Annotated in this window: 15 protein-coding genes; 3 read left to right on the forward strand and 12 right to left on the reverse strand. The window is 72.4% G+C overall.

Features of this window, described 5'->3' with window-relative positions:
• Positions 1–314: 314 nt before the first annotated feature.
• Positions 315–1,322, reverse strand: coding sequence for a stage II sporulation protein M (locus QMZ92_RS19975; RefSeq protein WP_283298738.1), 1,008 nt, complete (start codon positions 1,320–1,322; stop codon positions 315–317).
• Positions 1,323–1,496: 174 nt separating this feature from the next.
• Between QMZ92_RS19975 and QMZ92_RS19980 the strand changes: the two genes are divergently transcribed.
• A complete protein-coding gene (locus QMZ92_RS19980) occupies positions 1,497–2,555 on the forward strand; it encodes an RDD family protein (RefSeq protein WP_283298739.1) in 1,059 nt (352 codons plus the stop codon).
• A 100-nt stretch (positions 2,556–2,655) separates the two neighbouring features.
• Here QMZ92_RS19980 and QMZ92_RS19985 read toward each other — a convergent pair whose 3' ends face one another.
• Together QMZ92_RS19985 and ahcY are read right to left on the reverse strand one after the other, a co-directional pair.
• Positions 2,656–3,270, reverse strand: a complete 615-nt coding sequence (locus tag QMZ92_RS19985; protein ID WP_283298740.1) for a hypothetical protein — start codon at positions 3,268–3,270, stop codon at positions 2,656–2,658.
• 133 nt (positions 3,271–3,403) lie between these two features.
• The gene (gene ahcY, locus QMZ92_RS19990; protein WP_283298741.1) at positions 3,404–4,861 is read right to left on the reverse strand and encodes an adenosylhomocysteinase; all 1,458 of its coding nucleotides are present in this window, start codon (positions 4,859–4,861) and stop codon (positions 3,404–3,406) included.
• A gap of 488 nt (positions 4,862–5,349) precedes the next feature.
• Here ahcY and QMZ92_RS19995 point away from each other — a divergent pair, with 488 nt between their 5' ends.
• Complete coding sequence (locus QMZ92_RS19995) at positions 5,350–7,488, forward strand: fructose-specific PTS transporter subunit EIIC (protein WP_502962098.1); 2,139 nt, start codon at positions 5,350–5,352, stop codon at positions 7,486–7,488.
• A gap of 291 nt (positions 7,489–7,779) precedes the next feature.
• Here the strand turns inward: QMZ92_RS19995 and QMZ92_RS20000 are convergent, their stop codons facing one another.
• The 6 genes from QMZ92_RS20000 to QMZ92_RS20025 all read right to left on the reverse strand — a co-directional run bounded on the left by QMZ92_RS20000 (position 7,780) and on the right by QMZ92_RS20025 (position 14,191).
• A complete protein-coding gene (locus tag QMZ92_RS20000) occupies positions 7,780–8,757 on the reverse strand; it encodes a cation diffusion facilitator family transporter (protein WP_283298743.1) in 978 nt (325 codons plus the stop codon).
• 117 nt (positions 8,758–8,874) lie between these two features.
• The gene (gene manA / locus QMZ92_RS20005) at positions 8,875–10,026 is read right to left on the reverse strand and encodes a mannose-6-phosphate isomerase, class I (protein WP_283298744.1); all 1,152 of its coding nucleotides are present in this window, start codon (positions 10,024–10,026) and stop codon (positions 8,875–8,877) included.
• Between the two features lie 281 nt (positions 10,027–10,307).
• Positions 10,308–11,441, reverse strand: a complete 1,134-nt coding sequence (locus QMZ92_RS20010; RefSeq protein ID WP_283298745.1) for an SIS domain-containing protein — start codon at positions 11,439–11,441, stop codon at positions 10,308–10,310.
• Positions 11,442–11,493: 52 nt separating this feature from the next.
• Positions 11,494–11,676 (reverse strand): Trm112 family protein, encoded by a 183-nt coding sequence (locus QMZ92_RS20015; protein WP_017945877.1) that lies wholly within the window; start codon positions 11,674–11,676, stop codon positions 11,494–11,496.
• 345 nt (positions 11,677–12,021) lie between these two features.
• Entirely contained in the window at positions 12,022–13,398 is a 1,377-nt protein-coding gene (locus QMZ92_RS20020) for a phosphomannomutase/phosphoglucomutase (RefSeq protein WP_283298746.1), read from the reverse strand.
• A 361-nt stretch (positions 13,399–13,759) separates the two neighbouring features.
• Positions 13,760–14,191 (reverse strand): DUF3499 domain-containing protein, encoded by a 432-nt coding sequence (locus QMZ92_RS20025; RefSeq protein ID WP_283298747.1) that lies wholly within the window; start codon positions 14,189–14,191, stop codon positions 13,760–13,762.
• 398 nt (positions 14,192–14,589) lie between these two features.
• Between QMZ92_RS20025 and QMZ92_RS20030 the strand changes: the two genes are divergently transcribed.
• Positions 14,590–15,018: a metallopeptidase family protein gene (locus QMZ92_RS20030; RefSeq protein ID WP_283298804.1), complete on the forward strand. Its 429-nt coding sequence runs from the start codon at positions 14,590–14,592 to the stop codon at positions 15,016–15,018.
• A gap of 74 nt (positions 15,019–15,092) precedes the next feature.
• Here QMZ92_RS20030 and QMZ92_RS20035 read toward each other — a convergent pair whose 3' ends face one another.
• From QMZ92_RS20035 to QMZ92_RS20045, 3 genes are all read right to left on the reverse strand, one after another.
• Entirely contained in the window at positions 15,093–16,664 is a 1,572-nt protein-coding gene (locus QMZ92_RS20035) for a DUF5719 family protein (RefSeq protein ID WP_283298748.1), read from the reverse strand.
• On the reverse strand, positions 16,661–20,377 hold the full coding sequence (locus QMZ92_RS20040) for a glycosyltransferase (RefSeq protein WP_283298749.1): 3,717 nt from the start codon (positions 20,375–20,377) through the stop codon (positions 16,661–16,663). Before QMZ92_RS20040 ends, QMZ92_RS20035 begins: the two co-directional genes overlap by 4 nt.
• Before the next feature lie 574 nt (positions 20,378–20,951).
• Positions 20,952–21,215 (reverse strand): WhiB family transcriptional regulator, encoded by a 264-nt coding sequence (locus tag QMZ92_RS20045; protein WP_017945871.1) that lies wholly within the window; start codon positions 21,213–21,215, stop codon positions 20,952–20,954.

The following is a 21,215-nucleotide window of genomic DNA, read 5'->3' on the forward strand; positions in this document are numbered from 1 at the left end:
CAGATCCGATTTCCGTTCCGTTCCCGGTTCGGAATTCATTTCCGGTGGCCGTTGGAGGGCCTCTTGTCTTTCGACTTTCTCGACGTTACCAGAATCTTCCGCGGCCGAGCTAATCGGCTTCGCGATCCGGATAAGGATTCGAGAGTGGCTCCACGGAAACGAGATTCCCGATGAGAGCGAGAGAGATTCTAGATGGTCACACTCGAAGCTGTCCACTCCGAGGCAACCGTTTGAATCTACCTCCCCACACGGCCCGTGTCAACGGTTCCGGTGGGCGAAGAGGACACTAGCAGCTCACCCCCGGTGGTTGCACATCAGGCGGCCGTAGGTACCTCGGCGCTGCGTTCCGAGGCTTCGACGTCACCCGTCCCGCCGGCTCGGGCCGCGCGGCCGCCGAGGACGTAGACGTACGCCAGGAACGCCAGCTCGGCGATGATTCCGATCGTGATCCGGGCCCAGGTCGGAAGACCCGAGGGTGTCACGAAGCCCTCGATCACGCCCGAGACGAAGAGGACCAGGGCCAGGCCGATGGCCATGCCGATGGCGGCACGGCCCTGCTGGGCGAGGGCGGCCCGCCTGGACATCGGTCCCGGGTCGATGAGGGTCCAGCCGAGACGAAGGCCCGTGCCGGCAGCGACGAAGACCGCGGTGAGTTCGAGGAGACCGTGCGGGACAACGAGCCCCAGGAACGTGTCGAGGCGCCCGGCCGACGACATCAGGCCGATGCCGATGCCGAGATTCGCCATGTTGATGAAGAGGATCCACAGCACCGGCACACAGAGGAACGCACCGAAGACGAGGCACATCGCGGCGGCCCAGGCGTTGTTCGTCCAGACCTGGGCGGCGAACGAGGCCGCGGGGTGACTCGAGTAGTACGTCTCGTACTGCCCGCCGGGTCGGGTGAGCTCGCGCAGCTGCTCTGGGGCGGCGATCGCCGCCTGGACCTCGGGGTGCGTCCCGATCCACCAGCCGATGACGGCGGCGAGGAGCGTCGAGAGAACGGCGGTGGGGATCCACCAGTGCCGGGAGCGGTAGACCGCGGCCGGGAAGCCGGCGGTCAGGAAGCGGACCGCGTCCTTCCATGAGGCGCGGCGGGTCCCGGTGACAAGGGCGCGAGCGCGGGCGACGAGCTGGGTCAACCGTGCCGTGATCATGGGGTCCGGGGAACTGGACTGGATCAGTGAGAGATGGGTGGCGGTGCGCTGGTAGAGCGCGACGAGTTCGTCCGCCTCGGCGCCGGTGAGCCCCCGTCCGCGCCGCAGGAGGGAGTCCAGGCGGTCCCACTCTGCCCGGTGGGTCATGACGAAGACGTCGAGGTCCATGGTCGGCTGCTGCTCCAGGCACTGGTCCGGCCCGCCGCGGGGGCGGTGCTGACAACGACTCGTACGCCTGCTCGTACTGCTGCGGCGTGCTTGCGGGTCAGCTTGGCAGACTTGCGTACTGAGGGGTCGCGAAGGCCGGGGAACGTTTCGAGGACAGTGGAGAGGGTGGGCGCCGTGAGCGGGGTTGTGACCGGGGATGCCGTCGTACTGGGGCTTCGTCCGGCAAGGCTGCCGAGCCGCGCCCTGGCGCTGGTGATCGATCTGGCACTCGTGTGGGCCGCGTACCTCCTGATATCCGTGGGACTCGCGATGGCCACGGCTTCGCTGGACGAGGCAGCGGGGACGGCCGTGTCGATCGCGTCGTTCGTCCTCGTCGTCGTCGGTGCGCCGATCGCCGTTGAGACGCTCAGTCACGGGCGTTCTCTGGGCAAGCTCGCCTGCGGACTGCGGGTGGTACGCGACGACGGGGGCCCGATCCGGTTTCGGCATGCGCTGGTGCGCGGGGCGATCGGGGTCGTGGAGATCCTGATGACCTTCGGAGCGATCGCCTGCATCGCCTCACTGGTGTCGGCACGCGGTCGGCGTGTCGGCGATGTGTTCGCGGGGACCCTGGTCGTTCGGGAGCGGGTGCCCGCCGCACGGTCCGTGTACGTGCCTCCGCCGCCGCCCTGGCTTCTCGGGCGGTTCACGGAGCTCGACCTGTCCGGGGTGCCGGACGATCTGTGGCTTGCGGTACGCCAGTACCTGACACGGATGAACCAGCTGGACCCGGAGGTGGGCCGGTCGTTGGCCGAACGACTCGCCGTCGAGCTGGCCGCGTGCACCGGGACGCCCGTCCCGGCCGGCGTGCCGGCGGGTGCGTTCCTGGCGGCCGTGGTGAACGAGCGGCAGACCCGGGACACGCGACGGGCGCATGCGGCGGCGGCCAGGAACCCCGTGGTGCCGGTGAACCCTCCGGCCCCGCACACGCACCGTGCCGACGTGGGGCCGCGCCCGGCCGGGCCGGTGCCGACGGCCCACACCGTGACGGGGACGGCCCACGGGGACGCGGCGCCTGCCGACTCCGCCCCCGCTTCCGCCGGTTTCGTGCTGCCGGGCGCACCTTCTGCCTCCGCCCCTGCTGCCGGCACCGCTCCGGCTGCGGCGTCGTCCCCCGGGGCCGCCGGGGGAGACAGCGGCGGTCAGGGAGCGGGGCCGGCCCAGGCGGCGACGGGGTTCGCGCCGCCCGCTTGAGGGGCGGCGCGGGAGGACCGGCCGCGGAGTGAGGACGCTCCCGGGAGGCCGGTTCAGGGCCACGTTCTCAGCACGCGGTTCCGCTCGGGAAGCGGACTGCTCACGGAAACACGGAAGGTGGGGTCTCCAGGTCCTCGAGCTCGATGCCGGGCGCTGCGAGGACCACGTCGCCTGCGATGTGGACCGTGTGCCGCTCACCGGTGTCCAGGGCACTGACCTGGTATTCGTCGACGGTCAGAAGGCCGTTGTCAGTGGTGTGCGCTTCACTCCTCACCAGGGCCCAGGACTGGTCGACGGTCAGGGGGGCGAGGACGGGGTCGGTGAAGGCGACGAGACGGACACGCGTGGCGGGGGCACCGGGTGAGAGCCGGAGCAGTCGTGCCGTCGCGACGACGAACGCGGGGGAGGTTCCGGTGAAGGAGTGGGCGCGGACGTTTCCCTCGGTGGCGTGCGCGCCGGTGGGGTCGGTGCGCACCCAGGTGACGCCGTCGACGGCAGCGCCGCGGACCTGCCAGCTCGCTGCGTGGAGTTCGAGCCGGATGGGGCGTCCGAGCTCGTCGAGCGCCAGATCGACGGAGCCCGCGTGTTCTCCGGAGGGGGTGGTCAGCTGGGAGACGTAGCGCCAGCCCGACGGGCCGGGTGCGCAGTGGAAGTGCTCTTCACCGAGGGGGGTGCGATCGTGCGGATCATGGAGCGAGTAACGGCCGCGGGGCATGGGGTTGCCTGACTTCTCCGGAGTACGGGGCAGGCCCCCGACACGGGGGTGCGGGGGCCTGCCTGGTGCGCTGGCGCCACTGCCGGCCGGAGTGCCCTCCGGCCGGTTGGTCGGAGGGCCTGCCCGGGGTGGGTCAGTAGCGGTAGTGGTCGGGCTTGAACGGGCCCTCGACCTCGACGCCGATGTACGCGGCCTGCTCGGGGCGGAGCGTCGTGAGCTTCACGCCGAGCGAGTCGAGGTGGAGGCGGGCGACCTTCTCGTCGAGGTGCTTGGGCAGCACGTAGACGTCGGTCGGGTACTCCTCCGGCTTGGTGAACAGCTCGATCTGCGCCAGGGTCTGGTCCGCGAAGGAGTTGGACATCACGAAGGAGGGGTGACCGGTTGCGTTGCCCAGGTTGAGCAGGCGGCCCTCGGACAGCACGATGATCACCTTGCCGTCCGGGAAGGTCCAGGTGTGGACCTGCGGTTTGACCTCGTCCTTGACGATGCCCGGCACCTGGGCCAGACCGGCCATGTCGATCTCGTTGTCGAAGTGACCGATGTTCCCGACGATCGCCTGGTGCTTCATCCTGGCCATGTCCGAGGCCATGATGATGTCCTTGTTGCCGGTCGTGGTGATGAAGATGTCGGCCTGGTCGACGACCTCGTCCAGCGTCGTGACCTGGTAGCCGTCCATGGCCGCCTGCAGGGCGCAGATCGGGTCGATCTCGGTGATGATCACGCGGGCGCCCTGTCCGCGCAGGGACTCGGCGCAGCCCTTGCCGACGTCGCCGTAGCCGCAGACGACGGCGACCTTGCCGCCGATCAGGACGTCGGTGGCACGGTTGATGCCGTCGACCAGCGAGTGGCGGCAGCCGTACTTGTTGTCGAACTTCGACTTGGTGACGGCGTCGTTGACGTTGATCGCCGGGAAGAGGAGGGAGCCGTCGCGCTGCATCTCGTACAGGCGGTGGACGCCGGTCGTGGTCTCCTCGGTGACGCCGCGGATCTCCGAGGCCAGCCGCGTCCACTTCTGCGGGTTCTCCGCGAGTGTGCGGTTCAGCAGACGGAGGATGTGGCCGTACTCCTCGCTGTCAGCGGTGGACGGGTCCGGGGCCTCGCCGGCCTTCTCGAACTCGACGCCCTTGTGGACGAGGAGGGTGGCGTCACCGCCGTCGTCAAGGATCATGTTCGGACCGCCGGTGGGCGAGTCCGGCCAGGTCAGAGCCTGCTCCGTGCACCACCAGTACTCCTCCAGCGTCTCGCCCTTCCAGGCGAAGACCGGGACGCCCCGGGGGTTGTCCGCGGTGCCGTCCGGGCCGACGGCGATGGCTGCGGCGGCGTGGTCCTGGGTGGAGAAGATGTTGCAGGACGCCCAGCGCACCTCGGCGCCGAGCGCGACCAGGGTCTCGATCAGGACGGCGGTCTGCACCGTCATGTGCAGGGAGCCGGTGATCCGCGCACCGGCAAGCGGCTGCGACTCCGCGTACTCCTTGCGGATCGCCATCAGACCGGGCATCTCGTGCTCGGCGAGGGTGATCTCCTTGCGGCCGAAATCGGCGAGGGAAAGGTCGGCGACCTTGAAGTCCTGACCGGTGGCGACAGTCGTCATTGCGAGCTGCTCCTCAGAAGGGTCGAGGGTGTTCGGGCGGGATGGCTCTGCGGTCGCTACGGCGAAAACGGACACGCGCACAAGCACACACGGGTGCCGCACGTGCGTGTCCGGACGCCGTGGGACGTCCGCAGCGCAGTCCGTCGGAGGCCCTCTCTCCCTCGGCCGGTCCGCTCGGGACCGCCCGACCGCCATCAGCAGCGACGTCTGGCTCTGGTCACGAATCTACACCGATCGCCGTTGCGGCCCACAGCCCGCCCATGCCCGGTTTCCGGCCGAATCCCGGGGTGCGCAGCCATACGGAGGCGTGTGTTCCAAGACTTTTGGTCCCGGGGTCGTGTGGTGCACCATGCTCGTCGCGGATCGGGAAGCCCACGCGATCCGCACCCCCAGCGTGAGGAGATCTCGTGACCAGTCCGGGGAACAAGCAGCGGAGGACGAGGCTGCTCGCCGTGACCGCCTGCCCCACAGGCATCGCCCACACCTATATGGCCGCGGAGAAGCTCGCGCAGGCCGCGGAGGCTCTCGGCGTCGAGATGAAGGTGGAGACGCAGGGATCCATCGGGGCCGAGAACGTACTCTCTGACAACGATGTCAGAAATGCGGACGGGATCATCGTCGCAGCCGACAAGGACGTGGACCTCAGCCGCTTCACCGGCAAGCGAGTGCTCAAGGTCGGCGTGGCCGAGGGCATCCGTCATCCGGAGAGGCTGATCGAGCGGGTGGGCAGCGCGCCGGTTCACGGGGGCTCGACTCCGGCGGCCGCCGGATCGTCCCGCACTCGCGTCGGCGCCGACGGCGGTCACGGGGACAGCGGCGGCAAGGAGCGGAGCGCCGCCTACAAGGCGCTGATGAACGGCGTCTCGTACATGATCCCGTTCGTCGTGGTCGGCGGCCTGCTGATCGCGGTATCCCTCGCACTGGGCGGCCACGCGACGCCGGAGGGCTACGCCATTCCGGAGGGCTCCTTCTGGGAGAGCGTGTTCAAGATCGGCGAGATCGGGTTCCGGTTGATGGTGCCGATCCTCTCCGGATACATCGCCTACGCCATCGCGGACCGGCCGGCGCTCGTGCCGGGCATGATCGGTGGCTGGATCGCGAACACCGGAGCGCTGTACGGCTCCGAGGCCGGTGCCGGGTTCATCGGCGCGATCGTGACCGGCTTCCTGGCCGGATACCTGGTGCTGTGGATCAAGAAGGTCAAGGTCCCCAGGTTCGCACAGCCGATCATGCCGATCATCGTGATCCCGATCGTGGCGACGTCGGCGCTCGGCCTGTTCTTCATCTACGTCATCGGCAAGCCGATCGCCTGGGTCTTCGAGCATCTGACCGGCTGGTTGAGCGGAATGACCGGGACCAGCGCGATCCTGCTGGGCGCGGTACTCGGCCTCATGATCGCGTTCGACATGGGCGGACCGGTCAACAAGACCGCGTTCCTCTTCGGCGCCGGACTCATCGCGTCCGGCAACCAGACGGTCATGGGCATGTGCGCGGCGGCCATCCCGGTGATGCCCCTCGGGCAGGGACTCGCCACCCTGATCCGGCGCAGGCTCTACTCGGAGCAGGAGCGCGAGACCGGTATGGCGGCACTGTTCATGGGCTTCTTCGGTATTTCGGAGGGGGCGATCCCGTTCGCGGCTGCGCGGCCCGCCCAGGTCATCCCGGCGAACATGCTCGGGGGCGCCGTCGCCGGTGCCCTGGCCGGGCTCGCGGGCGTGGAGGACGCCGTGCCGCACGGCGGGCCGATCGTCGCGGTACTCGGTGCGACAGGAGGCGTGCCCATGTTCTTCCTTGCGATCGCCGCCGGCACGGTCGTGACGGCGCTGACCACGAACGCGTTGATCGGCGTCAAGGAGCGGGGAGCCGAAGCGCGTGGCGGCGGGAACGTCCGCGTCCCGGCACAGGTCGGCGCGCAGGCGGGCGCGCGGGGCACGGAGGGAGCGGCGGGCGCGGTGCCGACGCTCGCCGGGACAACGGCCGGTGGAACGCGCACCGGAGGGACATCGGCCGAAGGGGATCCGAAGCGAGGGGCGCGCACCGTTGGTGCGCCGGAGGCCGCCGGTGCGGACGTCGAGGGCCCCGGAGCCTGCAGCGGAACCGGAACCGACACGACGGATGCGGCGGATCCCGGATCGGAGTCCGGGTCCGGAGCCGGAGCCGGACCCGGCGGCGAGGTGTTGTCCGGTCATCTGACCGCCCGGACCGTGAAGGTCGGGCTCGATGCCACGGACAAGGACGCCGCCATCCGCGAGATGGCCGCAATGCTCGCGACGACGGGCCGGGTCACGGACGTGGAAGGACTGGTACGGGCCGCGCACGCCCGAGAGGACCAGGGGACGACGGGGCTCGGCGAGGAGATCGCCGTCCCGCACGCGAAGACCGACGCGGTCACCGCTCCGGTCGTCGGCTTCGCGCGCTCGCCCGAGGGCGTGGAGTGGGGATCGCCCGACGGCACGAAGGCTCGGCTGATCTTCATGATCGCGGTTCCGGAGGCGGCCGCGGGAGACGAGCACCTGCGGATCCTGTCGCTGCTGTCGCGCAAGCTGGCGGACGCGGAATTCCGTGAGCGGCTTCTCGCGGCCCCGGACGAACCGGCCGTGCTCCGGGTGCTCACGGAGATCGCGTAACGCGGGCCCCGGCTCGGGCACCGGTGCCGGCTCCGACTCCACTGCCGGCTCCCGCTCGGCGCCGGCTCGGACTCGGACTCCACTGCCGGCTCCCGCTCGGCGCCGGTGCCGGCTCCGGGGTCGTGCGACGACGAGCCTGGCGATCTCCCGGTCACCGCCGAAGAAGCCCCCCGACGGTGCACTGCGGGGACGGCCCGACCGCAGTCCTCCGAACAAGCCGGAGGGCCCGGTACCACGGCGGTTTCCAGGGGTCGTGGTGCCGGGCCCGTCCGTCGACCGGCGGAGGCGTCGTCAGTGAGCAGGCTCCGGGCCGGGGCCGCCCGGGGACTTGGCCGGGTCCGCGCCCGCGGCGGCGGCCTCCTCGCTGTAGATGTCGGGCTCCAGGTAGATGACACGCGCGATCGGGACCGCGGTGCGGATGCGGTCCTCGGCGGCGTTGATCGCCACGGCGACCTGCTCCGCCGTGTTGTCGTGCCGGACCGCGATCTTGGCGGCCACCAACAGCTCCTCGGGGCCGATGTGCAGCGTGCGCATGTGGATGATGCCGGTCACCGTTTCGCCGTCGACCGTCGCCGCCTTGATCTTCTCGACGTCCTCGACGCCGGCCGCCTCACCCAGCAGCAGGGACTTCGTCTCGGCCGCGAGCACCAGCGCGATCAGGATGAGGAGGACACCGATGCAGAGGGTGCCGATGCCGTCCCACACGCCGTTACCGGTGATCAGGGCGAGGCCCACGCCGAAGAGAGCCAGGACCAGACCGACGAGCGCGCCGAGGTCCTCGAGGAGGACGACCGGGAGCTCCGGGGCCTTGGCATGGCGGACGAACTCCTTCCAGGAGCGCTTGCCCCGCAGGAGGTTGGACTCCTTGATGGCCGTCCGGAAGGAGAAGGTCTCCGCGATGATCGCGAAGACGAGCACGCCGATCGGCCAGTACCAGTCCTCGATGGCGTGCGGGTGAGCGATCTTCTCGTAACCCTCGTAGATCGCGAACATGCCGCCGACCGAGAAGAGCACGATCGAGACGAGGAAGGCGTAGATGTAGCGCTCGCGACCGTAACCGAAGGGGTGCTCCGGGGTGGCCGCGCGCTTGGCCTTCTTGCCGCCGAGGAGCAGCAGGCCCTGGTTTCCGGAGTCGGCGACGGAGTGGACGCTCTCCGCCAGCATCGACGAGGAGCCGCTGAAGAGGAACGCCACGAACTTGGCTACTGCGATCGCGATGTTCGCGGCGAGGGCCGCGACGATCGCCTTGGTTCCGCCTGACGCGCTCATGGGTGCGTGGTGTCCCTTCGTTCCTGGGGTTCCGGAGTTCCTGCGTCCCTGGGGTTCCGGGGTGGAGCTCCCGCGTTACGGCGGGACATTGTTGCAGCAGCCCAGGCGGACGCCGAGTCAGACCGCCACGGTGGCCCGGAAGAGCGTTCCCGTACCGGACAGTTCGGCCTTTTCGCCCGCGGGGACGAACACCGACTCCCCTGCGGCGAGGGTGAGTTCCCCGGCCTTCGGCCGGCCCGCCGTCGCCAGCAGGATCTGCGGGGTGGGCAGGGTGAGGTCCACTGGAGCCGCACCGTCCGGCCGTACGAAGCGGGAGAGCCGGAACTCGTCGATCGGGGTGTCGTACAGCTCCTCGCCGGAGGGCGATGCCTCGGGCCGCAGGACGCCGGGGTCGCCCGCCTCGAAACGCACGACGCGCAGCAGTTCGGGGACGTCGACGTGCTTGGGGGTCAGCCCGCAGCGCAGCACGTTGTCGGAGTTCGCCATGATCTCCACGGCGAGTCCGCCCAGGTAGGCGTGCGGGACACCGGCTCCGAGGAACAGCGCCTCTCCGGGCTGCAGCCGTACGTGGTTGAGGAGCATGGCCGCAATGACGCCCGGGTCGCCGGGGAAGTGGTGCGCGATGGCGGCGAAGGGAGCGTACGGCGCACCGAGGCGTTCCGCGGCCGCCGCGGCCTCGGCGACGGTGTGGGCCATCTCCTCCGGATCGGCGGAGAGGACCGCGGTCAGGACCTCACGCAGGGCGGCCTCCTCGGGATGGGCGTGGAGGAGGTCCACGTACGGCTTGAGGGAGTCGACGTCGAGACCGGCGATGAAGTCGGCCGCCTCGACGGGCGGACGGAAGCCGCACAGGCCGTCGAACGGGGTGAGCGCGCAGACCAGCTCGGGCTTGTGGTTGTCGTCCTTGTAGTTGCGGTGGGGTGCGTCGAGGGGGATGCCGGCCTTCTCCTCGGCGGCGAAACCCTCCCGCGCCTGCGCGCGGTCCGGGTGCACCTGCAGGGACAGGGGCGCGCCGGCGGCGAGCAGCTTGAGCAGGAAGGGAAGCCGGGGGCCGAAGGCGTCGAGCGCGGGGCGGCCGAGCTCGCGCAGCGGATCGGCGTCGATGATGTCGTGCAGGGAGCCCCGGCCCGTCTGCGACGGGGCACCGGGGTGGGCACCCATCCACATCTCCGCCTGTGGCTCGCCGGTCGGGGCGATGCCGAGGAGTTCCGGGATGAGCGTGGTGGATCCCCAGGCGTAGGGACGCACGGTGTTGGAAAGGCGATCCATGAGGGGTGATCCTCGACTCGGTACGTGGCGGATGCGTGGCTGGTGCGTGTCTGCAGTGTGACCGGTGCGGTGTGCGTCCGGCCGGTCCGGGCGGTCCCGGGTCCGGGGTGCCGGGCCGCCGGGGCCGGGGTACGGGCCCTTGTCGGAACGTCGGGTCGGGCGGCGGAAACCGACGGAAACTCCGGGCGCCGGACCGCCGGGGCCGGGAGCGCACCGTCGGGTCCGTGGGCCGGTCGATCCGGTGCCGGCACCTTCGGTCCGGGTGCCGGGCCGGTGCGAGGTCAGGCGTGGCCGTTGCTCGCGAGGGCCAGATACCCGGCGGCGAAGTCAGTCACGGCGAGCAGCTCCGCCAGGGTCTCCAGCGCGCTGCCTTCCTCCGGCTCCAGTTCGCTGATGGCGGTGTCGTGGCTGAGCGCGAGCTCGCGCGCGGCCGGGGCCGCCGTGTACCCGTTGTCCAGGCTGTCCCGCAGGAGCAGGACCCGTGCCCTGACGGCCTGCGGCTCCTCGACGCGGTCACGGAAGAAGTCGTCCGGGTCCGCCCCGGCCGCGAAGTCGCCCGCGAGGAGCATGCCGTGGGCCGGTAGCGCCTCGGGCAGCTCCGCGGCGATGGCGGGCCGGCCGGCGAGCTCGGCCAGTACGGCGGCGAACCGGCGGCCGACCGGCCCCGCCGCGCCCTCCGTCCAGATCAGCGGGAGCGTGTCCGCGAGTTCGGCCGCCAGGGTCTTGGCGGGGTTGCTGTACGTGGCGATCGCGGGGCCGCAGCGTTCGGCGATTCGGTCGAGGCGGTCGGCGACGCCCTGCATCGCCTCGGGGTCGGCGGAGATCAGGCCGACCCGGTCGAGGAGTGCGAGGAGCGGGATGAACAGGGCCCAGAAGGCGCCGGGGCTCGCCGCGCTCCGGGTCTCCTCGTACAGCTCGTACGGCGCCGTCGCCATCGGCACGACGAGGCCGTGGACGCCGTCGACGGCCTCGGACAGCGGGGAGCGCTGCGGGGCGACGGCGACGACGGTGCAGCCGCGCCGGTACGCCTGCTCGGCGAGCAGGGCGAGTCCCGGCTCACTGCCGTCGGTCGTGGCGATGAGCAGGAGGTCGACGGAGCCGGCCCAGCCCGGGAGCGCCCAGCGCAGGGCGCCGGCCGCCGGGGCGACGCCGGTGGGGTGGAGACGGGTGACCGGCGCGGTGGGTCCGGCCAGCTCGGCGAGGAGGTCGGCGACGCCCGTCGCCGCGGTGCCGGAGCCCGCGATCAGGACGGCCCGCGGGCGGCCCTCCGGGGTCAGCTCGGCGATGCCCGCCTCGGCGGCGTGCCGGGCTGCGGTACGTACGCGTGCCCCCGCCTCCGCGGCGCCGCGGAGCAGACCGCGGCGGTCGGCGCGGGCGAGGGCTTCCGGGGCGTCGAGGAGTGACTCGTCGAGCATGGGGGTGTGCCTCCGATTCGCCGAACAGCCGGACAGGTGGGGGGCTCGACGCTTACGCGGGGCGGCGGGCCTCGTCCACGAGCAGTACGGGGATGCCGTCCCGGACGGGGTACGCCAGGCCGCAGTCCTTGCCGGTGCAGATCAGCTCGGGGGTTTCGGCGGCCGTCGCGTCTTCGAGCGGAGCATGGCAGGCCGGACAAGCGAGGATCTCCAGAAGGCCGGCTTCGAGCGGCATGTGGATCGTCCTTTCGAACATGCGGATTGGGCCACGTCAGCCTACCGCCGGGGGGCGGCCGGCGCGGCTCGGCGTGCGGGTGGGGCGGGCGGTGCGGCTACGGCCCCGACGGGCTCCACGGTCCACGGCGGTGGGCCGGGGCGCGACGGGTCGGAATCGAGGGCGACCGGGTCCACCGGCCAGCCGAGACCGACCGGGACGACGGGACCAACCGAGCCCCACCCGCCGAGCCCCACCGGCCGAGTGCGACCGGGACGGCGGGAAGAGGCCGGACGTTGAAGCGGGGCGCGTGCCGTGCCGCTCCGGTACGGGAGGCGGCGCGGGTGGGTCCGCCCAGCGCCGGCCTCAGCCGTTCCGCACCAGCGCCAGGACCTCGTCCCGCAGGGCCGACATCGTGGCCTCGTCACGGGCCTCGACGTTGAGGCGGAGCAAGGGCTCGGTGTTGGAGGGACGCAGGTTGAACCACCAGTCGGCGGTGGAGACCGTGAGTCCGTCGAGGGTGTCGAAGGTGACGCCGTCGCGGGACGCGAAGGCCTCGCGGACGGCTGCCGTGCGGCCCGCCTGGTCCTCGACCGTGGAGTTGATCTCGCCGGAGGCGGCGTAGCGGTCGTAGCGGCCCACCAGGTCGGACAGCGGGCCGTCGTGGGTCCCGAGGGCCGCCAGGACGTGGAGGGCGGCGAGCATGCCCGTATCGGCGTTCCAGAAGTCGCGGAAGTAGTAGTGCGCGGAGTGCTCGCCGCCGAAGATCGCGCCGCTGCGGGCCATCTCCTCCTTGATGAAGGAGTGCCCGACACGCGTACGGACCGGCGTACCGCCCTGTTCGCGCACGACCTCGGGCACCGACCACGAGGTGATCAGGTTGTGGATGACGACGCCGCCGCCGTGCCTGGCCAGCTCGCGGGCCGCGACCAGGGCCGTGATCGCCGACGGGGAGACACCTTCGCCGCGCTCGTCGACGACGAAGCAGCGGTCGGCGTCGCCGTCGAAGGCGAGGCCGATGTCCGCGCCCTCCGCGCGCACCCGCTGCTGGAGGTCCACGAGGTTCTTGGGGTCGAGGGGGTTGGCCTCGTGGTTCGGGAACGTTCCGTCCAGCTCGAAGTACATCGGGACGAGCTCGACCGGCAGGGATGCGAAGACCTTCGGGACGGTGTGGCCGCCCATGCCGTTGCCCGCGTCCACGACCACCTTCAGCGGGCGGATCGTCGCAAGGTCCACGAGGGAGAGCAGGTGGGAGGCGTAGTCGTCCAGGGTGTCGCGCTCGGAGACCGTTCCCGGGACAGCCACGGGGGCGGGGGCACCGGACGCGCGCCAGGACTCGACCAGCTCTCGGATCTCCGTCAGGCCCGTGTCCTGGCCCACCGGGGTCGCGCCCGCGCGGCACATCTTGATGCCGTTGTACCGGGCGGGGTTGTGGGACGCCGTGAACATCGCGCCCGGCAGCACGAGCTGACCGGAGGCCGAGTACAGCTGGTCCGTCGAGCACAGACCGATCATGGTGACGTCGGCGCCGCGGGCGGCGGCCCCCCGGGCGAAGGCGGCGGAGAGACCGGGCGACGAGGGCCGCATGTCGTGACCGACGACGATGGCGTCCGCATCGGTGACCTGGACGAAGGCGGCCCCGAACAGCTCGGCCAGCGACTCGTCCCACTGGTCCGGCACCACCCCGCGCACGTCGTACGCCTTCACGATCTGTGACAGATCAGCAGCAGAGGATGCAGCCACGACCCAACCTTCCCGAATTCCCTGTGGTCGCAACAAACTACCCGTCGGGGCGGGGACAGCAGGGGCCAGGCCCGAAATTCGGGATGGACCGGCACGGGCGCCGGGCCGGCAGGCTGCGGACCCGGGGCGGACTCGCCGGCTTGCGGCGAACCCGAGGTCGGCGACCATCGGACCTTCGCCGGAGAGCCCCGCGCACGGGAAGCGCCGCGGCCGGAGAACCGGAAGCCCCGCGGCCGGGTCATTCCGCCACAGCCGGCCCGTCCCGGCGGCGGATCGCGATCAGCCCGTCCGAGCGACGCACCGCGGACAGCGCACCGCGGACGGCAGGAACGACAGGAACGACAGGAGAAGAAACGCCTCTTCAGGAGTCGGGCGAGCGCAGCACCCGGAGGTGCCCCCGCCGCGCGACCTCCATCGAGTCGGACCTGCGGGCTCCTGAGCCGCCGCCCGCCTGGGCCGCTCGCTCCTGTGGGCGGGCCGCCTCCCTGACCGCGTTCGCCAGGGCCTCGAGATCGTCGCCACTGGGCCTGGCCGGGCCGGAGGCGTCGGAGAGCCGGACGACCTCCCAGCCGCGGGGCGCCGTGAGCCGTTCGCTGTGCTCGGCGCACAGGTCGTAGCAGTGGGGCTCGGCGTAGGTGGCGAGAGGGCCGAGGACCGCGGTCGAGTCGGCATAGACGTACGTCAGTGTCGCGACGGCAGGACGGCCGCACGCGGTGCGCGAACAGCGACGTACAGGGCTCACGACGTTGGACGGTACCGCACTCTTGAGCGGGCCGCGACGACTCTCCGCCACGTCACTCCACCGTGTCGCGCTGTGAGGTCCCGCACAGCCCCGTTCCGGCCAACTGGACTGACCTGCGCGGGAGGAACGGCGGCCGATTCGGTACCCCATGCGATCCGGTCACTACTGCATATTAATTGCGTCATTCACGGCGAGTGCGGCGATCGAGGAAAGGCATCGAATCGAGCCCAACCTTGGCCTGAATGTTCAATAAGCGACAAGCCGACGCGGCCCGCCGAGGACGCTCCGGGCAGGCGGCGCCCGGGGCGCCCGGGAGACGTGCGTCGGGGACCGTCGAAACCTTCACGCCTCCGGGTGGTGCCCCGTCACCCACGAGGGCGATGGCCCCGTGTTCGAGAGGGGCACGGCCCCGCTGCGGCAGGGTCCGGGAGAGCTACCCTGCGTCAGTGATGGACAGTCCCGTACCGCCCCGCCCCACCGAGCCCAGGCCGCGCCGCCGCGACCGTCACGGCCGGGGGATGCGCGGGCCCGTCGCCCCGCCGCAGGTGCCGCTCTCCGCCAGCCGGGCCGAGTCGTTCCGCGATCTCGTGCAGGACTCGGTGGAGCGGCTGGAGCGGCGCTGGCCCCAGCTGACCGAGGTGGAGTTCCTGGTGCTGGACGTGCCGGGGTCGGTGGAGGAGAGCGTGCCGCTGGGTCGCTCGGTGCCGGCGGAGAAGGGCAGTCCGGCGAGGATCATGGTCTACCGGCGTCCCGTCGAGATCCGCACGAAGAACCGGGACGAGCGAGCGCTGCTGGTGCACGAGGTGGTGGTGGAGCAGGTGGCGGACCTGCTGGGCCTCGCACCGGAGTCGGTCGACCCTCGCTACGGCCAGGACTAGGCCAGGACTAGGCCCGGCCCGGCGCGCGGCAGCCGCGTCCCCCGCCCACCGGGGCCCGGGGTGGCCGGGGCCCGTCAGTCGTCGAGGACGGAGAGGTCCTGCTCCGCCGCCGGGACCGCGACCAGACCGCGGTCGTCCGGCAACGTCTGGACGGTGAACATCTGGATGCCGTCCTGCGGGAGCAGCAGCGTGCGGGCCGCGTGGACCGGCCCGCCGGACTGCGGCTCCACGGTCAGCGCGTACGAGCCCTTCAGCCCTTCCGGGACGGGAGGGCTGACCGCCAGCGTCGTTCCGCCCTTGACCGTGTAGGTCTTGACGGACTGGGACCCGCCCTCGGTGCCGGCCGAGGCCGTCACCTTGACCTGGGCGGTCTCACCGGGCGCGGTGAGGGAGAGCACCGAGCCCTTGGCCCGGTTGTCGGCGGCGGTGGCCCGCTCCTTGACCGGCGCGGTCGCCGGGATGTAGGCGATCTCCTGCTTGTCGCCCTTGCCCCGGGTGACCTGCAGGGCCGCGACCACCGGCGTCGCCGGGGCTCCCTCGGCCGGTAGCAGGAGGATCGAGCCCGCCTCGCCCTTGGTGACGTCCTTCATGTCGAGCGAGGCCGTCATCCCTGACTTCACCCGGAGGCTCTCCGCGCCGGCGGGGTTGATCGTGCCGCTCGCACCCGCGAGGCGCACCTTCAGTTCCGCGTCGTCGTCACCGGGCGCGAACGCGACCAATCGCACGGCGGTCGCGTCCGCCGGGACGCCCGGCAGCACCAGCGTGCCGGCCGGGTCGGCGGACGCCGCGAGCCAGTCGCTGCCGGTCTCGTCCCCGGCGCCCCGCACCGCCGCCCCGACCCGGCCGGTGCGCGTCGTCACGTGCACGGTCACGTCCTCGGCGGGATCGGTCGTCAGGGTGGAGAGCAGGACGGGGACGCTCGCTCCCGGTGGGACCTGGATGCCGTCGCTCAACTGGGACTTGAGCGCGCCGTCCTTGCCGTAGAGCTCGATGTCGACGAGCGCGCCGGAGTCGTCGGGATTGGTGAGGTGGACGTAGTCCTGCCGGTCCTTGGCGAGGCTCGCGCCCGGGAACCAGAAGTCTGTGTCGGGTGCGGTGCAGTGGACTCCGAGCACACCGCGTCCACTGCCGGCGCTCACTGTGGTCGTCTGCTGGGTGGTCCAGCCGGGGGCGAGGCCGCCGGTGGCGGTGCCCACGAGCGCCGGGGCGGCGCTGCCGCTCGCCTTGGCGCCGACGGGCTTCCCGGGCTGCTTGAGCGTGACGACGGGCTTGTCGGACGAGGGCTTCTTCGCGCTTCGGTCGTTCTCCGCCCCGTCCTCCTCGTCGTCCTTCTCCCCGCCGGCCTTGCCCGCGTCGTCGACCGGGTCCCTCAACGTCGCGACGGAGGGCTTGAGTTCGGCCACCGCGCCCGAGGTGGCGGAGCTGCCGCCGCTGCCGGAACCCGGAGTGAAGGACGTGTACACCGTCTCGGCGATGTCCGACGTCGCCGGGGCCGGGCAGAGCAGGCTGGAGCGCTCCACCGGCAGCCGGGCCGGAGCCGTCGCCTCGGTCGCCGCCCCGCCGTCGGGTGCGGTGAGCGCGGCGAATCCGGTCACGGCGGCGAGAGACGTCACGGCCGCGAGGAGCGAGAGGGTCGTGCGGTTCACTGGTTGCTGCTCCCGTCGGGACGCTGCTCGTTCTCGTGGCCGTAGGGGTCGTACGGGTTCGCTTCCGGGCCGGGGCCCGACCCGTACGGGTCGTACTGCTGCGGGTCGTACTCATGACCGCCGTACCGGTGGTCGTACTGCTGCGGCTCGTACGGCCCCGGCGGATACTGCCCGGGCTCGTACTGCTGCCCCCGGGGACCGTCGTACTGCCGGGTGTCCGGGTACGCGTACTGCTGTCCGGCGCTGTCCTCCTGGTACTGGCCCGGGTACGGGTCGGCGTACCCGCCGTTCCCGTACGAGCCGTAGCCGGAGGTGTCCGGGGCGCCCTCGTCGGCGTAGGCCCGCTCGTCCCACTCCGCGCCGTACTGCGGCTGCCGGGGCACCGCCGTGTACGGGTCCGCGGCTCCGGACTCGGGCTGCCGGCCCGCCGCGGGATCCGGCTCCTCCTCGACGGCGGCCGCCTCGGCCTGCGCCGCGCGGAGCCTGCGGGCACGGCGGCCCTCGCCCTCGACGGGCTGGGCCGGGATCGCGGCCTCCTCCTCGGGCAGGTCGTCGTCGATCTCGCGGCGCCGGCCAGGCAGGGCCAGCACGATCAGGACGAGGGCGAGCGCGCCCTGTGCCCAGATCCAGGCGGTGTGGGTGACCGGGGCCTCGTAGGTGAGGTCGAGCCGTCCGCCCTCGGCGGGCAGCTCGAAGCCCTGGGCCCAGCCGTCCACGGTGGTGGTCTTCAGCCGGCGGCCGTCGAGCGTGGCCCGCCAGCCGTCGTCGGCGCTGTCCGCGATGCGCAGTACCCGGCCGTCGGGGCCCTTGGGGATGTTCGTGTGGGCCTCGACCGGTCCGGAGGCCACCGGCAGCGGCTCCGCACCACCACTGACGATGACCGCGCGGGCGATCTGGCTGTCCACCCTCCACAGCGCACTGCCGTCGAGCTGGCTGAGCCGGGAGAGGCCGGGGGTGGCGTCGAGGACGCGGCTCATCTGGCGGGGCGCGCCGTCGCGGACCAGCACGTACCGGATGGCGAAGCCGCTGAGCTGGCTGGTCTGGTCGGCGCCGGAGCCGGCGACGAGGTTGGCGACGACCTTGTCGAGGCGCGGGTCGCTGCCCGCGGCCTCGCTGAGCTCGGCGTCGCCGAGGCGCCCGCCGGAGCCGCGGACGAGCGTGTACGACACCTTCGCCGGCGACGAGCCGCCGAGGACGAGCGTGCGGGGCTGGTCGCGGGTGCCGCTCTCCTCGGCGACGAAGGCGGGGACCTGCACCGGGTCGCGGCGCTCCAGCGGGCCCGCGGCGCCACTGATCATCCAGTTGCCCGCGGAGAACAGCGGGGCGGCCGCGGCCGCGAGGGCGACGAGCGCGGCCACGGGCTGACGCCAGCCGAAGCTCTGGGCGGCGACGCGCCGGCGGGCGCCATCCGCGCCGACGACCGCGGCGGCGATCAGGGCGATGCCGTAGACGAGGGTGGCCGGTCCGGCCCAGCCCGAGCCGTTGGCCAGGACCGCGAAGACCAGCGCGACGACCCCGACCGCCCAGGCGGTGCGGATCGCGAACTGCCGCTCGGCGCGCAGCAGGGCGGCGAGCGCTGCCAGGACCACACCGATGAGGAGCAGCCCGCCGACGGTCTTGGGACCGCCGGGGCTGGTGCCGAGCAGGTCGAGCGGGGAGGCCGCGCCGGTGCCGAACTCCAGCCCCGCCTCGCGCAGGAAGCGGGACGGGTCGGTCAGCAGCGACAGCGACCAGGGCGCCAGGACCAGCAGCGGGGTGCCGGCCACGACGAGGAAGCGCATCCCGTAGGCGGTGATGTCGCCGCGGCGCAGCACGAGGGCGGCCAGGCCGAGGACGACGGCGAGCGGCCAGACGACGGGGGTGAAGGCCATCGCGAACGTCAGCAGCAGCGCGTACGCCCAGGTGGCCCGCCAGCTGCCGCGCGCACCGTCGGTGCGGGCCAGTCCGTAGGCCGCGACCGCGGCGCGGGCGATCAGCGGGAGCACGACGGCGAGGACGGCGGTGCCGAGCCGCCCGGTGGCGAGTGCGCCGGTGGCGGCGGGCAGGAACGCGTACGCGACGCTCGCCCAGGCCCGCAGCAGCCGGGACTCGATCAGCGGACGCGAGGCGAAGTACGCCGTGACGCCCGCGAGCGGAACCGAGCAGACGAGCAGCAGGGTGAGCGCGAAGCCGGTGGAGCCGAGGAAGAGTCCGGAGAGGACGCTCAGGATCGCGAGGTACGGCGGTGCCGTCTGGGTCCCGCCGGTGCCGAGCGGGTGCCAGGCGTCGGCGTAGCGGCTCCACAGTTCGGAGAGGTCGCCCGGCGCGGGCAGCAGGGCGCCGCCCGCGAGCGCGCCGCCGCCGAGAAGGCCGCGGCAGGCCACGAGGGAGACGAGCAGCAGCACCGCGAAGAGGACGGGCCCCGGCTTGCGGGCGATCTTCTTGAGCCGGGCGAACTGCTCGACCTCGAGGAAGTCGGCCTCGTCACCGCCGGGACCGGACTCGACGGCTCCGTGCCGTGAGCCGCCGGAGTCGGAGTCGCGCCCGGTGCCGAGGCTTCCGGCGACCTGTTCGAAGGTGGCGCGGACGGTGGCGCCGGGCGGCGGGAAGAGCGGTCGCAGTTCGCTCGCGTCGACGAGGGCCTTGCCGCGCCGGTGGCGGGCGGCGAGGATCCGCTCCGGGCGCAGCAGGGTGCCGAGGAGGCCCATGACCTCGTCGACCGCCTGGCCGGGCACCTTGCCGACGAGATACGCGACGGTGCGCAGCAGGGTGCCGAGGACGAGGCGGAGCAGGACGAACGGCAGCGACCTGCCGCGCGCGTTGACGAGCAGGGTGTAGACGGCGCCCGCCTTGTCGACGCGGTGCGGGCTGGCGACGGATCGGCCCGCGCAGTCGACGGTGCGGCGCTCGCGGGCGGCGGCCTCGGCGTGCCGCAGCACGGCGCCGGGGGCGACGAACACGCCGTGGCCCGCGGCATGGGCGCGCCAGCAGAAGTCCACGTCGTCACGCATCAGGGGCAGCCGCCGGTCGAAGCCGCCGAGTTCCTCCCAGACGTCGCGGCGCACGAGCATGCCCGCGGAGGAGACGGAGAGCACGGAGCGGACCTGGTCGTGCTGGCCCTGGTCCTGCTCCCGGCGGTCGAGCCCGGTCCAGCGGCGGCCGCTGTTGGCGATGGAGACGCCGACCTCGAGGAGCTGCTTGCGGTCGTACCAGCCGCGCAGCTTGGGGCCGATGACCACGGCGTGTTCGTCGGAGTCGGCGACGCGGAGGAGTTCGGCGAGGGCGTCGGGGGCGGGTGCGCAGTCGTCGTGCAGCAGCCAGAGCCACTGAACCGGTTCGCCGTGCGGCAGCTCCGGCATGTCGTACGCCTCGTCGCGCCAGGTCCTGGTCACCGGGTCCCAGCCGCTGGGCCGCCTCAGATAGGGCAGGTCGTCCGGGGTGAGCACCGGCGCGGTGCGGGCCGCCTCCTCGACGGCGGCACCGAAACCGGTACGGCGGGCGAGGTGCAGGACCCGGTCGGCGCCCAGCGCCTCGGTGACCAGCCGTGCGGAATCGTCGGCGCTGCCGGTGTCGGCGGCGACGACGTTCTGTACGGGGCGCTCCTGACCGAGCAGCCCGGCGAGCGCGTCGGGCAGCCACCGGGCACCGTCGTGGGAGACGAGCACGGCGGTGACGACGTGCCGCGGGAACTCGGGCGGGGTGGCGGGAACAAACTCCGCAGGGGTGGCGGACATTGAGGTACGGGCCCTCCGGCCGGTTCGCCCCCGTGAGGGGCGCTGGAGCGTCTGGGACGGGGCCCCACACTAACGGTCCGGCGGAGCGCCGTGGCGCGGGCTGTCCACGCGGGGCCGGCGGCGGGGGGCGGGCCGCTCCCGGGCTGCTGCCGGACGCCGGGCCGGCGACGGCGGGCGGGCACCGGGTCGCGGCCGGAGCGGGGATACCGGCGGGCGGGCGTACGGGAAGATCCGCCGCTCGGCAGCGGAGCCGGGGCGGCGGACCTTCTCGTGCGCGATGCGCGGACGTGTTCTGTGCGACGCGCGGGTGCGCGGGTGCGCGGGATGCATCCGAGTCGGGGCGGCGAACGGGGCGTGCCCAGCAGGCGGGGTGCCGCGTGGGCCGTCGCGGGCGGCGTTCACGGCCGTCGCGACGGGAGCGGGTACCGGCCGGGCCGTCGCGGGTAGTGACGGTCACCGGTGGCGGGCGCGGTCGACGACCGGCCGGACGGTGGAGCGGTGGGTCGGGCGGCGGCCCGGGCGGGGCCGCTGGCGGCCTTCTCCGGAACGCGGCCTCTCGGACCGTGGCCCTACTTCAGACCGCGGCCTTCTTCAGCCGGCGACGCTCACGCTCGGACAAGCCGCCCCAGATGCCGAACCGCTCGTCGTTGGCGAGGGCGTACTCGAGGCATTCGGAACGGACTTCGCAGGCGAGGCAGACCTTCTTGGCCTCGCGGGTGGATCCGCCCTTCTCGGGGAAGAAGGACTCGGGGTCGGTCTGGGCGCACAACGCGCGCTCCTGCCAGCCGAGTTCCTCGTCCGCGTCCTCGACCAGCAGTTGCTGGAACAGCTCGGTCAT

The sequence above is a fragment of the Streptomyces sp. HNM0645 genome (genome assembly GCF_030056615.1).
Classification (GTDB): domain Bacteria; phylum Actinomycetota; class Actinomycetes; order Streptomycetales; family Streptomycetaceae; genus Streptomyces; species Streptomyces marianii.